The sequence below is a fragment of the Enterococcus sp. DJ147D b genome, from assembly GCF_058216655.1.
Genome location: NZ_CM177104.1, coordinates 1,888,280 through 1,902,001 on the forward strand (window position 1 = coordinate 1,888,280; position 13,722 = coordinate 1,902,001).

Genomic DNA, 13,722 nt, shown 5'->3' on the forward strand with positions numbered 1-13,722 from the left:
TTTTATTAAAAAAAACTACTCTACTCATCGGCTTTTTCCAAGAGAAAACGTTCATTCCCGCAAAAGTTCTTTAAGACTTTTGGCTGACAGCATTTTCATTTCCCTATGGTATAATAAAGAAAATAATTTAAGCTGTTTCTTTAGCTATTTATCTAAGGAGGAATTTTTTATGGGATTAATTAAAGCTGCAACAAGTTCGGTTGGTGGTGGATTAGCTGATCAATGGCTTGAAGTCATCGAACCAGATAATATGAGTGACACAACTGTTATGACAAAAGGTGTCAAAGTTCGTAAAAACGACAAACGTGGGTCAAATCGGAAAGGAACAGAAGATGTTCTAACCGATGGAACAGTTGTTCATGTCTATCCAAATATGATGATGCTCCTTGTTGACGGTGGAAAAATTATTGATTACACAGCTGAAGAAGGCTACTACACTATCAAAAATGATGCTGCACCTTCTATGTTTAATGGCTCATTAAAAGATGCAATTAGTGAAACATTCAGTCGCTTTAAATTTGGTGGCGTCACACCACAAAAACAACAAGTCTTCTATATTAATTTACAAGAGCTAAAAGGAATCAAATTTGGAACAACTTCACCATTAAACTATTTTGATAATTTTTATAATGCCGAATTATTTTTACGTGCGCATGGTGCTTACTCTATCCACATCACGGATCCAATTTTATTTTACACAAATGCCATTCCAAAAAATAAAACGCAAGTAGAAATTGCCGATATCAATGAACAGTATCTAGCAGAGTTTTTAACTGCTTTACAATCGGCGATCAACCAAATGTCAGCAGATGGTCAACGAATTTCTTACGTACCATCAAAAAGTTTGGAATTAAGTAAATACATGGCTTCTGCTTTAGATGATTCATGGCGTGAACTACGTGGAATGGAAATCGTTTCTGTAGCAGTCGCAAGTATTTCTTATACCGATGATTCTGTCAAACTAATCAACATGCGAAATGAAGGTGCTATGCTTGGGGACCCAAGTGTTCGCGAGGGCTATGTTCAAGGTTCGATTGCTCGTGGGATGGAAGCTGCTGGGAAAAATGAAGGCGGCGCAATGACTGGTTTTATGGGTGTTGGTATGGGAATGAATGCTAACAGTGCCTACCTTGCTCAAGCTGCACAAAATAATCAAGAACAAATGAAGCAACAGCAAGCAGAAAAACAAAACCAGCAAGCTGCAACAGGAAATGCTGATACTTGGACTTGCCCCGTTTGCGGCACGGAAAATACTGGGAAGTTCTGTTCTAACTGTGGCACAGCTAAGCCTGCCCCTGCTGCACAACCAAAGCTAGAGATGAAATGCAGTGAATGTGGTGAAATTGTTGATCTTTCCAATGGTATTCCAAAATTCTGTCCTCATTGTGGCAAGCCGTTTAAAGGAGTACCTTTGGACTAAAGGAAAGGGTGTAGCCAATGGATGTCATTACACATAAATGTCCAAACTGCGGCAGTCCTTTAACTTTTGATCCTAAAGACCAAAAATTTCATTGTGACTACTGCCTGAGCATATTTACAGAAGAAGAAGTGAGCCTTTACGAACAACAGCAAAAAGAAGCTCGCAATATTGGTTCAGCATCTGATACAGCTAATGAACCAAAAAATACAACTGGTGACTTTACCTTCACGGCACAAGAACAACTAGATAAAATGGATGACACTGAACGTCAAGCTTACGATGAAGCTGTTGGTACTACCGAGGCAATTGATCAAGAAGCAAAAGAAAAAGCTCCCGCTATGGAACTATTTCTTTGTCCAAGCTGCGGGGCTGAAATCGTGACTGATGCAACAACAGCCGCGACGTATTGCTACTATTGCCATAATCCAGTTGTTTTGTCAGGACGCTTGAGTGGTGAGTTTTTACCAAATAAAGTTCTTCCTTTTGCAATCGAAAAAGAGGAAGCAACTAAACAATTTTTAGCTTGGACAAAGAAAAAATGGTTTATTCCTAAAGCATTCTTTAATTCTGAACAAATCGACAAACTAACTGGTGTTTATTTTCCTTACTGGTCAACGGATGCCGAATTAGAAGGAGATTTTCAAGCAAATGGAACTGTCTTACGAGTCTGGCGCGTCGGCGATATTGAGTATACCGAGACAAAACAATTTGCTGTCCACCGTGAAGGAAAACTTTCTTTTAAAGAATTAGTCAAGAATGCTTTATCTAAAAATACTCAACAAAAAATGGTCGAAGGTGTCCAACCTTTCCCACTGAATAAAGCAATCGACTTTAAAAACCAATATCTCGCTGGCTTTCAAGCAGAAAAACGCGATATCGAATATCAAGCGATTCGCTCAGAAGTTGAAGCAGAGTTAAAAGAGTACTCCGAAAAACTTTTACGCGAAACAGCCGCTGGTTACACAACTTTAACTGGCGTTCGTAGTTCTGTTGCGATCAACGATCAGAAAAATAATTATTTATTACTTCCGGTCTGGTTGGTAACCTATCGTAGTCGTGATTCAAAAAAAGTTTACTATTATGCAATGAATGGTCAAACTGGGAAAGTTAGTGGTGTCCTACCTGTCAGCAAAAAGAAATTGGGTCTTACATCACTTGGTATCTTTACTATTACTGCTATTTTGTTGATGATTGTGGGGTATTTGATATGAAAAAACAACTTTCAATTTTCTTTTTCGTTTTAATTGGCTGTTTTTTCCCGCTCATTGCGCACGCTGAAACCCCAACGGTCAATGATGAAGCTGGCTTGTTTACAGCAGAACAAATTCAATCATTAGAAAATCAAGCGAAGCCAATCAACGAAAAAATCAAAGGTGAAGTCTTAATCGTCACAACAACAAATAACTCTGATGAGCCACGAGACTTTACAGATGATTACTTGAGAGAGGCGGTTGGGAATAATGAAAATGGTTCTGCCCTATTGTTAGATATGGGACAAAGAGAAATTTACATTTCGACCTCAGGTAACATGATTGATTATTTAGATGATAATCGGATTAAATCAACGCTTGATGAAGTTTATAATGGCATGTCCGATCAAAATTACTATCAAGCTGCGACTGCTTATCTCACTAAAGTTGCCGATTATGTCGAAGCAGGTGTTCCAGGTGGCCACTATCGAGTAGATGAAGAAACCGGAAAAATCACTCGTTACAAAGTCTTGACTCCTGTCGAGATTACACTTGCTCTTATTGTTGCTTTGGTATTAAGCCTTGTCTTTTACTTTGTAACAGTTTCTAAATATCAATTAAAATTTGGTTCCTACAAATATCCTTATCGTGAAAATTCAAGCATCAAATTAACGGATAAAACTGATCGTTTAACAAATTCTTTTGTCACTACTAGACGAATCCCTAAAAGCCCACCACCTGGAAGTGGCGGTGGTGGCGGAAGCACAACCCATTCAAGTGGTGGTGGTACTTTTGGCGGTGGTGGAAGAAGCTTTTGATTTATTATCCGCCAAAGAAAAACTCCTCAAAATCGAATCGATCTTGAGGAGTTTTTTTAGTTGAAGTTAGCCGTACTCACACATTGTGCAGCCAACTGATTTTTCCAAATAACTAATGCAGCTTTCGTAGTATGAATCGTCTCAGACGCAAGCAAAACTTCGTAACCTTTTAACTGTTCGAGAAAAACGTGTCTCACTGTCGCCTGTTTTTCCAACAAGCTACCATTAATCCCCAAACAAAATCCTGAGGTTAACTTCATTTTGTCTGCTAGTTGGATAACCTGAGTGGCTAATAATTCACCCGTTTGTTTTAGTAATTCTGACACACGAATATCATCTTGTTCGTAGCTTGAACAAAATGCTGCTACGCTAGCAATTTCGCCCTTCTTTTTTTGATAAATTATTTTTACCAAACTCATCACATCCTCCGCACCAAAAAAAGCCAATAAATCGTTAGCAAAAGGTGACAATGTTTTTCCTTCATCAAACTCTGCTAGAACTAATTTAATCGCAGCAATTGCTAAGTGATAAGCAGAACCTTCGTCCCCCAATAATTGTCCCCAGCCACCTACACGATACCATTGGTTTTCTTTCAGTCCAAAAAAAGCTGAACCTGTCCCCGCAATTGCTAAAATACCTGGTTGAAAGCCCACCTTAGCTAAATAACTGAACTGTGCATCATTATATAAATAAACAGGATAATCAAAGTAAGTTAACTCTTTCTGAAATTTTTCTCGTAACCCACCACCATCAATACCGGCAATGCCTAACGCAATCAATTGACAATCTACTCTTCCCAATCTGATTAGCAATTCATTCATTGCTCGAAAAATATTCTTTTTTGCTTGCTCATAAGAAACAAGTAGGTTTCCAAAACCCTCGATTGTCTCTCCCAAAACATTTCCTTCTAAATCATAAGCAATCGCATGCGTTTTTGTACCTCCACAATCAATCCCAATGACGTACTTCATCGCTTCTCCTACTCTACTTTTTGTGACTTTCTTCTTGCCTCTCTTTGTTCAGCAATAAATGCTTTATACCAATAAAAACTATCTTTTTTATAACGATCATAGGAGCCATTTCCCTGATTATCTGCTTCAACGAAAATAACGCCGTAACGTTTTTCCATTTCGCAGCTCCCCGCTGAGACAATGTCAATGATTCCCCAAGCAAAGTATGCTAGAACATTTACTCCTAGTTGTTCTGCCTCTAAAATTTGTTGAAAATGCTGCTTAAAATACTCGATACGATACGCATCATGGATACCATCAGCTTCTTTCACATCTCTTGCACCCAATCCATTTTCAGCTATCATTACAGGTTTTTGATACCGATCGTAAACTTTTAGCAGGGTGGTCTTCAATCCAATTGGATCAATTTGCCAACCCCATTCACTTGCTTTTAAATAAGGATTTTTTGTCGTCGCTACCAAATTTCCAGCCGTTTGCTGTTGACTTTCCTCTACTGAACTAATACTCGAAGAATAGTAAGAGAAAGAGACAAAATCACAAGTATTTTCTTTTAAAAGCTGGCGATCTGCTTCACTGATTTCAAAATCGACGTCGTGCTCTAAGAAAAATTTATTCATATAATAAGGATATTCTCCTCTAGCTAAGACATCCATACAAAACCATTGATTGATTTGTTCATCTAAAACTAATTGTAAATTATCCTCAGGTTTTGGTGTTAATGGATAGTAGCAAAAACAAGAAATCATTGCACCAAATTGACCTTTGACTTTCATTTTTTTCCCTAGAGCAATAGCTTGTGCACTAGCAATAAACTGATGATGTAAACTTAAAAAGATATCATTGTACGCATATGCATCCTTTTCTGGTTTCAATAATCCTGTACCATTATAAGGACTGAAATACCCTGCATTGATTTCATTGAAGGGTAAATAATAATCAATCAACTCACCCCAGTGATTAAAAATAACTGTGACTAATTTCAAATAATGGTCAATTGTCTTACGGTTTTTCCATCCACCTTGTTCTGTTACTAAATGAAGTGGCAATGCATAGTGATTAATTGTCAAAAAAATTTTTATTTTTTTGTTGATTAACTCTTTAAAAATAGCATCGTAATACTTTATTCCGTCCTCATTAGGAATTTCTTCATCTCCGTTTGGGAATAGGCGTGACCAACTAATTGATAATCGGTAAACATCCAGGCCTAACTCATTGAGTAACGCTAAGTCTTCAGTTGTCCGAACCTCTCCGTTGGATCCTTTTCTGAACGGATAAAAAATTTGATTCTCCTCCACCGCTTGTTCAACAGTCTTCTTGGTTAATAATCGAGTAGCTACTGTCGCATTCGATGTTTTTTCTAAATAAGGTCGACAGTCTTGAGTATCTATCCCTCGTTTTTTGTAACCGCCTTCATATTGACTAGCAGCAGTAGCTCCGCCCCATAAAATTTTTGTCATTTTCCTCCTCCTTTGTATTCGCTTTTATCATACCATCTAAGAAATGCGTTTTCAAACATATAAAAAAATAAAGAAATTTCAATTCCAATAAGAAACAAAATTACAAAAAAATAAAAAATATATTGATTTTTAATTTCTTAACTGTATACTAAAAAAGAAGAGATCCGTAACTGCTCTTTTTTGTTACTATATTTTGTAAGCGTTTAATTTTTTTGTTGAGAGGAGGTATTTTTATGCAGAAAGAAACGAATGGACCATCGCACATTCACTTTGGTGTGAAAACAGCTGGATTGCTTTTGCTTGCTTGTATTTTTGGTGGTATTTTTATTCCTTATTTATTTTACTTGGCAAACTGGAGTATCAATCTTGGTGTTATGCTTTTTTTACCCATTAGTTTAGCGACAGTTTTAGCGATGAATCCATATTTCATCCAAACAAAACGAGGATTTTGTAAGGGCTTTTTTATCACTTTTGGTATCTCATTAATTATTTTAGAAATTTTAGCATACATTTGGATCTATCAAGGAATTATTTTTTAATTGACTTTACTTAAAGGAGTGTAAACTATGTTAACAGCTTTCACTAATTTTATTGAGTTACATCTAGCTGGACCAATGGCAAAAATTGCTAATCAACGACACTTACGAGCAATTCGTGACGGGATTATTGCAACGTTACCTTTGATTATTGTTGGTTCTTTCTTTTTGATCATCGCCTTCCCACCCCTACCACAATCATGGGGCATTTATCAGTTTTTATCTTCTAATGCCGCAACAATTTTATTACCTTATCGTATGACCATGTACATCATGTCACTTTATGCAACATTTGGAATTGGTGCTAGCCTTTCAAAAACTTACAACTTAGATGTTGTTTCTGGCGGAATTCTGTCAACCATCGCTTTTCTATTAACTTTTGTACCTGTAAATATTCCTTTAGAGGCTGCAGAAGCTGCTGGAACTTCTGGTTTTGTTTTGCCAATGGCAAATCTTGGCGGTGGTGGTATGTTTGTCGGTATCATCACGTCGATTTTTGCTGTTGAGGTCTATCGTTTAACAGACAAATCCAAATTCAAAATCACTATGCCAGATCAAGTGCCACCTGCAGTAGCTCGTTCCTTTGAATCATTAACGCCAACATTAATCGTTATCCTAGTGATTTCTACTATCAGTTATTACATTGGCTTTGATTGGCATTCAGCTGTTTCGAAAATCGTTAGTCCTTTGATCAGTGCGACCGATACACTTCCAAGTGTACTTCTATTGATCTTTATGATCACTTTCTTCTGGGCTTTCGGGATTCATGGTGTTTCAATTATTGGCTCACTAGCACGTCCTTTATGGTTACAAATCTTAGAAGCTAACACTACGGCAGCAGCTGCTGGTGAAACTTTACCAAATATCGCGGCTGAACCTTTTTACCAATGGTTTATCTGGATTGGTGGATCTGGTTGTACAATTGGACTCGCTATCTTGCTCGCCTTTACTGCCAAATCTAAGTATGCTTCAAAACTAGGAAAAGCAATTATTACACCGTCGATTTTCAACATCAATGAACCAGTTATTTTTGGTGTGCCAATCGTGTTGAATCCAACGTTAATTATTCCATTCATTTTAACTCCGATGGCTTGTGCCACTATTGCTTGGTTCGCAACTAGATTAGGATTTGTAAGTGCAGTTACAATCACTGCTCCTTGGACTTTACCTGGTCCAATTGGAGCATATCTTGCAACTGGTGGCGACTGGCGTGCAGCAGTTTTAAATTGCCTATTGATTGTTTTATCAGTCGTAATGTACTATCCATTTGTGAAAATTTATGACAAAAATGAACTGGCAAAAGAACATGCTCTAGAACAAGAAAAAAGTGAAGCTGAAGAATTAGTTTCAACAACCGTTGTTGAAAGCAAATAATAAGTCAAATAACTACGTTAGCAACAATAAAAAGGGGAAGACAACTAATTGTCTTCCCCTTTTTATTGTTGTATAAACTAGGGTATGTTCCTAACAACAATTTAAATAGTGATTTTTAGAGTATTATTGCTTGAAACTAAATGAGTTGTGGCACAACCTTTTCCTCGGTGTTCTCCAAGCATCTCCTCGATATAGCTTACATTCATTTCAAAACATGAAAAACTATTTTGAATGCTTGCTCACTATCTATTCGGAGCTAAACGCTTGGAATCACAACCTTTTTAAAAAATAATATTATCTTCCAGCAGTTCCATATTCGTAATGATCAGATGATGATCCTGAACCGCAATGATACCCTTATCTTTTAATTGTTTCAAAATACGACTAACACTACTTGCCGTTGAAATACCACAAAACTTAGCAATTTCTTCATTCGTAATTGGAAAATCAATCAATAAGCCTTCCGGTGTTCGCACACCAAACATGTCATACAATTCATATAATTGTGTACAAACTGCGCCCAATTTCCCATTTAGTAGCATTTGTTGCATTTTTTTCATGACACTCAATAAGCGAAAACGATAAAATTCTTTTACATGATGCTGCAAATCAGGATTATTGTTGATGTCCTCCCAAAACTTCACCCGATTCACACGATAAAATTCCGCATACTCTGATTCAACTCGAATATTGTACGGTGAATCAATAAATTGTGAATATTCATCTTTAATTAGAGATACCACTTCTAAATCATTGACATATCTTAGATTGAATTCTCTTCCGTCATTGGAGATCACGCTCGCTTTCACGATTCCCTCTTTTAAGATATAAGTGTAACAATCTTCGACACCTTCAAACGTTAAATACTTGTGATACCCCTTTCGTATAATTGGAATATTTTTACTCGTTACATACTCCGCTAGTGCTCTGTTATCCAATCATGCTCCCCCATCCAAACATTTATCTAAAAAAATAATACAAGATTTCCAAGATTTTTAAAGTTCATAGGTATTTTACTAATGATAGTAACATTTGTTAAGTACCTTTTTGTATAACCAAGTTCATTTTCTTCATTTTTTTTCTTCGCTATACTCCGTATGTAAAAAAAATTACTGAATCGAGGTCAAAAAAAATGCAATTTTGGATGAACACTATTATTAACCGATTAGAAACAGCTTACCGCACAAGATTTGATATGAAAGCTTCGTTAGTTTTCCTAAATGATGCTTATCAAAACTCAATTGAGTTGATTAAATCTGTCGAAGAAACACCAGATGAAGAATGTCAAGAATTCTTACAATTATTTATGGAAACACGTGATTTATTTATCCAACAACTTGTGGATCGCTATCCATCGAATTATCACGATGTTGAAGTTCAAATCGAAAAATTAAAAGCATATTCATATGTACATTAAGGGGAATTAGCAAAACAAATGGAAGACAAATTATTCAACAAACATTTTATTGGTATCACACTTATTAACTTTATTGTTTATCTCGTTTATTATTTATTGATGGTCATTATCGCAGTTATCGCTCAGGACAGCTTACACGCTAGCTTAAGCCAAGCTGGATTTGCTTCTGGTATTTATATCATTGGTACTTTGCTTGCTCGTTTATTGATGGGGAAACAACTTGAATTGATTGGCCGGAAAATGACTTTACAAGGTGGTGCAATTTTTTATCTGTTGACTACCATCGCTTATCTTTACATGCCTTCCATCGGAATTCTTTACCTTGTTCGTTTTTTAAATGGTTTTGGTTATGGAACAGTATCAACTGCAACAAACGCAATTGTGACGGCCTATATTCCAATGGACAAAAAAGGGGAAGGAATCAATTATTATGGTTTAAGCACTAGCTTGGCCGCTGCAATTGGACCATTTTTAGGAATGATCTTGTTGAATATGACTGATTTTCATTTCATTATTTGGTTCACGATTATCTTGGTTTTCTTAGTCACTATCGCTTGTCTCTTCTTCCCAGTCAAAAATATTGTGTTGTCAACTGAACAAAAAGAACAATTGACTTCATGGACAGTTGATAGCTTCATCGAGAAAAAGGCGTTGTTTATTACAGGAATTGCCTTTTTGATGGGCTTGTCTTACTCTAGTGTCTTGTCCTTTTTATCTTCTTATACGCAAGTGATCCATCTAGTTAGCGCTGGTTCATTCTTCTTTGTTGTCTATGCCTTGGTGATCACCTTTACTCGCCCGTTGACAGGTCGCATTTTTGATGCGAAAGGTGAGCAATATGTTATGTACCCTAGTTATCTTTTCTTAACTGCTGGTTTATTTTTACTTAGTGCAACAACGAATAGTTTCATGTTGCTTCTTGCAGGAGCCTTCGTCGGACTTGGTTATGGAACATTTATGTCTAACGGACAAGCAGTTTGTTTAAAAATCGTTCGTGAACATCGAATCAGTATTGCATTATCTACTTACTTCATCGGATTAGATTTGGGATTAGGCGTCGGTCCTTATATTATGGGTACCTTGAAATCATTCACTTCATTCAGAGGACTATACATTATTTCTGGAATCATCCCATTGATTTGTACCTTCCTTTATTTCGTCAATAAACGGAAAAAGAAAGCTGTAGAAGAAGTCTCTAGTTTTTAAAAAGGCATTAATAATCGTATGAGGAAAATGCTTGTATTGAGAAAAAACATTTTTTAAACTCTTGTTTTCTCACTATTTAATAAATTAAAAATAAAAAACGAGACAAGGAATAGTATTCCTTGTCTCGTTTTTTATCTAACTAGTTTGCTTACTCTACTCACTTATTTTCTTGAGATGTTCTTCCTTAAGCGAATAATAGTTTTCCATTTGTTTTTGCCACTTCTCTTTATCAGCCCGATTGACTTCACGAATCACTTTTGCTGGGTTTCCACCAACGATCGTATGATCTGGTACATCTTTGGTAACGACTGCACCCGCAGCAATAATCGAATCATTACCAATCGTTATCCCTGGTAGCAGCACACTGTTTCCGCCAATCCAAACATTATTTCCCACAGTAATCGGTAAACCAAATTCTAAATCAGTTATACGAATATCCGCATCTGTTGGGTGACCTGCGGTAAAGAAACTGACTCGCGGTCCCACCATGACATTATCCCCAATTTTTATTTTATTCACATCTAGAAAGATGCAATCCATGTTTGCGTAAAAATTTTCGCCAATTTCCACATGGCGACCATAGTCGACATGAAGTGGTGGGTTAACATAAATATGTTCACCCGTTTTGCCAAAGAGTTCTTTTTCCAACGCCACGATTTTTCTTGTTTCATCAATAGGTAATTGATTGATTTTTTGTGCTAGCTTTTGTCCATTAATCGAGCGATTTTCCGGAAAAATACCTGATGCTTGATAAAGTTCACCAGCTAACATTTGCTCGTAATCAAAATCTTTTACCATTCGCATCCCCACCTTTTTTATTCGTAATCAGTCAACCAAATCTGTCGTTAATTCAATCAAATTTCCTTCTGGATCTTGGATTACTGCCTCATAGTAGCCATCTCCTGTTGTTCGCGGTCCACTCAGTAAAGGATAACCATCTTGGACAAGCTGGTCAGTGAAACGGTCCACCTCTTGTTTCGTCCCTACCGCCATCGCTAAGTGTGCATACCCTAGATGATCTGTGACTCGATTTGCTAGATGCGGTTTCGTTGTCAATTCTAAGCGACTTCCTGAATCAAAACTTAAAAAGTAAGATTGAAATTGTGTTTTTGGATTACGATAGCGTTCACTGCTTGTTGCATGAAAATATTTTTCGTAAAACGTTCTCATTTTTTCCAAATCTTTCGTCCAAATAGCTAAATGTTCAATGTGCATTCCTCTTCATCTCCTAAAACCAGTCATTTTTAACCTATTTGTTTCTGCTATTTTACTCGTCTTCACTTTATCAAATTCCTTTTCGGTGCAACCAAAATGAATAGATCGTTGGGATCAAAATAACAATCACAATAATTGGTAGCATCAAAAATTCCCATGAAACAAGACCTGCAAGTAACATCACAATACCACCTGCGATAAATATTTTGGCCCCAAGTCGATTTGTTTGTACCCAATTTTTTTCACTGCTCAATGTCCAAGGTAAACGAATACCCACTGTATAATTTTGTGGGACAGCAGTTAAAATCACTCCTGAAAAAATAAAGATGATCCCGATAAATGCGGCAGGGCTAATTTTCATCAACCATGTTACCTGATTACCTAAAGCATAACTGATCGTTAACGCTTGAACAAAAAGGGCAATCAGTGGAATGATTCCTAAAACACCATAAATAATCCAGCGTTTTGTCACCTTTTGCTTTGGATCATTCAACACAAAAAAGGCAACTAATAATTGTACACCCGCGAGAAGAAGTGGTAAGCCAATCAATGCAAATTCTTTTGAACTCCAACCATTCGCTTGCCAATTCAAATCAAAATGTGTGGCAACTTGATTTGGAATTTCTTTCCAAAAAATGGCACTTGCCACAAGCGGTAGCAGGGTAATAATCACCGAGATTGCAATTGCTCCACGATATTTTTTCATTTCAGAACACGTCCTTTTTCCTCTTAATTATTGTAAGGGATTCTGTTGATTCTTCCTCTTTCTAAGTGTACCTGTTCCCGGGCAAACTGCCAACTTTTTGTCTGGATTATCCGAAAAAGGATAGATTTTTTGGTAAAAAAAAGAGCGAAGCTTAGTTTCTTTCGCTCTTTACCTAAAAAGTCATTCACGTTACCAACTTCATCTCTTCTTAAATATGATGGGTTTTCTTAAAAGATAGTTGGTACCAGTCCACCATCCATACGTAAAGCTTCTCCAGAAAAACCACCTGCAATCGGACTAGACACATACGCTACAAATGAACCAATTTCTTCTGGACGTATCAATCGTTGAATTTGCGACAATGGGCGATGATGTTTCATAAAATCTTGCTCTTTTTGTTCTTGAGTGAATCCTTTTTCTGCATACATTTCATCTAACATCTCTTGGACACCTTCTGTCAGTGTCGATCCCGGCATCACTGTATTAACAGTTACTTTTGTTCCAACTGTCAGTTTTGACAAACTTTTTGCTAATGACAGATTCATCGTTTTTGTCATACTGTATTGTGGCATTTCCCCTGAAGGCATGATTGCTTCTTCACTAGCAATAAAAATGATCCGCCCAAAATTTTGCGTTAACATTTTTGGCAAATAATATCGTGCCAACTTATTGCCAACCATAACATTCGTATCGATAAATTGTTGCCAAACCTCATCCGTAATTTCAAAATAATCCATTGGTTTAAAAATCCCCATGTTATTCACTAAAATATCAATTTCTGGAAATTCAGTAAATAAGGAATCTAATGCTTGACCGTCAGTTAGATCATGCGCTGCTCCCTGCACTGAAGTTTCCTCGTAACGTTCTTGTAGCTCCTTAACTACCTCATTAACTACTTTAGGATTTCGACCATTAATGATCACATTAGCACCTTCTTGAGCAAGTGCATTCGCGATTGCTTTACCAATTCCTTTCGTTGAACCTGTAATAAGTGCCGTTTTATTTTTTAATTTTAAATCCATGTTATTTCCTCCTTCAATCGTTAAAAGTCTATACTGTTTCTTTCATTCGAACTTTTACTCCTTTTGTTCGTAAAGTATCAACGTGCTGTTCCCCCCAGCTACACAAATTATCAAGAACCTCACTCAATGTTTCTCCGTACTCATTTAATGAATATTCAACTTTTGGTGGCACTTGATTATAAACTTTGCGATCTACAATACCAGCTTCTTCTAATTCTCTTAATTGTTGAATCAACATTTTTTGACTAATTCCAGTGATCTGTCTTTTTAATTCACTCGTCCGTAAACATCCATGTCTTAAATTACATAAAATAATTGGTTTCCACTTCCCACCAATCACATCCATAGTTGCTTCAACACCAATATTATAAATTTTTTCTTCCATTATTC

General features: G+C 36.6%; 15 protein-coding genes. 7 read left to right on the plus strand and 8 right to left on the minus strand.

Going from position 1 to position 13,722, the window contains the following annotated elements:
* Positions 1-169: 169 nt before the first annotated feature.
* The 3 genes from AC4BD1_RS08915 to AC4BD1_RS08925 are packed head-to-tail and all read left to right on the plus strand — an operon-like array spanning position 170 to position 3,428.
* Positions 170-1,420, plus strand: a complete 1,251-nt coding sequence (locus tag AC4BD1_RS08915; protein WP_490485497.1) for an SPFH domain-containing protein — start codon at positions 170-172, stop codon at positions 1,418-1,420.
* Positions 1,421-1,437: 17 nt separating this feature from the next.
* Positions 1,438-2,631 (plus strand): TFIIB-type zinc ribbon-containing protein, encoded by a 1,194-nt coding sequence (locus AC4BD1_RS08920; RefSeq protein WP_490485498.1) that lies wholly within the window; start codon positions 1,438-1,440, stop codon positions 2,629-2,631.
* On the plus strand, positions 2,628-3,428 hold the full coding sequence (locus tag AC4BD1_RS08925; protein ID WP_490466324.1) for a TPM domain-containing protein: 801 nt from the start codon (positions 2,628-2,630) through the stop codon (positions 3,426-3,428). Before AC4BD1_RS08920 ends, AC4BD1_RS08925 begins: the two co-directional genes overlap by 4 nt.
* 56 nt (positions 3,429-3,484) lie before the next feature.
* On the opposite strand, the gene AC4BD1_RS08930 is transcribed toward AC4BD1_RS08925, so the two are convergent.
* Positions 3,485-4,399 carry an N-acetylglucosamine kinase gene (locus AC4BD1_RS08930; RefSeq protein ID WP_206910998.1) on the minus strand — a complete coding sequence of 305 codons (915 nt, stop codon included), beginning with the start codon at positions 4,397-4,399 and terminating at the stop codon, positions 3,485-3,487.
* An 8-nt stretch (positions 4,400-4,407) separates the two neighbouring features.
* Positions 4,408-5,856, minus strand: coding sequence for a glycoside hydrolase family 1 protein (locus AC4BD1_RS08935; RefSeq protein ID WP_206910995.1), 1,449 nt, complete (start codon positions 5,854-5,856; stop codon positions 4,408-4,410).
* 233 nt (positions 5,857-6,089) lie between these two features.
* On the opposite strand from AC4BD1_RS08935, the gene AC4BD1_RS08940 reads away from it, so the two are divergent.
* Both AC4BD1_RS08940 and AC4BD1_RS08945 read left to right on the plus strand, forming a co-directional pair.
* Complete coding sequence (locus AC4BD1_RS08940) at positions 6,090-6,395, plus strand: hypothetical protein (protein ID WP_490466327.1); 306 nt, start codon at positions 6,090-6,092, stop codon at positions 6,393-6,395.
* 27 nt (positions 6,396-6,422) lie between these two features.
* Positions 6,423-7,766, plus strand: a complete 1,344-nt coding sequence (locus AC4BD1_RS08945) for a PTS sugar transporter subunit IIC (protein ID WP_206910989.1) — start codon at positions 6,423-6,425, stop codon at positions 7,764-7,766.
* Positions 7,767-8,047: 281 nt separating this feature from the next.
* Here AC4BD1_RS08945 and AC4BD1_RS08950 read toward each other — a convergent pair whose 3' ends face one another.
* On the minus strand, positions 8,048-8,704 hold the full coding sequence (locus tag AC4BD1_RS08950; RefSeq protein WP_067480351.1) for a Crp/Fnr family transcriptional regulator: 657 nt from the start codon (positions 8,702-8,704) through the stop codon (positions 8,048-8,050).
* A 194-nt stretch (positions 8,705-8,898) separates the two neighbouring features.
* On the opposite strand from AC4BD1_RS08950, the gene AC4BD1_RS08955 reads away from it, so the two are divergent.
* Both AC4BD1_RS08955 and AC4BD1_RS08960 read left to right on the plus strand, forming a co-directional pair.
* On the plus strand, positions 8,899-9,183 hold the full coding sequence (locus AC4BD1_RS08955; RefSeq protein WP_067480348.1) for a hypothetical protein: 285 nt from the start codon (positions 8,899-8,901) through the stop codon (positions 9,181-9,183).
* 18 nt (positions 9,184-9,201) lie between these two features.
* On the plus strand, positions 9,202-10,389 hold the full coding sequence (locus AC4BD1_RS08960; protein WP_206911213.1) for an MFS transporter: 1,188 nt from the start codon (positions 9,202-9,204) through the stop codon (positions 10,387-10,389).
* 153 nt (positions 10,390-10,542) lie between these two features.
* Here the strand turns inward: AC4BD1_RS08960 and AC4BD1_RS08965 are convergent, their stop codons facing one another.
* The 5 genes from AC4BD1_RS08965 to AC4BD1_RS08985 form a co-directional block, all read right to left on the minus strand.
* Positions 10,543-11,187, minus strand: coding sequence for a sugar O-acetyltransferase (locus AC4BD1_RS08965; RefSeq protein ID WP_206907491.1), 645 nt, complete (start codon positions 11,185-11,187; stop codon positions 10,543-10,545).
* A gap of 27 nt (positions 11,188-11,214) precedes the next feature.
* Entirely contained in the window at positions 11,215-11,604 is a 390-nt protein-coding gene (locus AC4BD1_RS08970; RefSeq protein WP_206907493.1) for a VOC family protein, read from the minus strand.
* 70 nt (positions 11,605-11,674) lie between these two features.
* Positions 11,675-12,310: an SdpI family protein gene (locus AC4BD1_RS08975; protein ID WP_490485499.1), complete on the minus strand. Its 636-nt coding sequence runs from the start codon at positions 12,308-12,310 to the stop codon at positions 11,675-11,677.
* Positions 12,311-12,537: 227 nt separating this feature from the next.
* A complete protein-coding gene (locus tag AC4BD1_RS08980) occupies positions 12,538-13,332 on the minus strand; it encodes an SDR family NAD(P)-dependent oxidoreductase (protein WP_490466328.1) in 795 nt (264 codons plus the stop codon).
* Positions 13,333-13,360: 28 nt separating this feature from the next.
* The gene (locus AC4BD1_RS08985) at positions 13,361-13,717 is read right to left on the minus strand and encodes a winged helix-turn-helix transcriptional regulator (protein ID WP_271015685.1); all 357 of its coding nucleotides are present in this window, start codon (positions 13,715-13,717) and stop codon (positions 13,361-13,363) included.
* Positions 13,718-13,722: the final 5 nt, after the last annotated feature.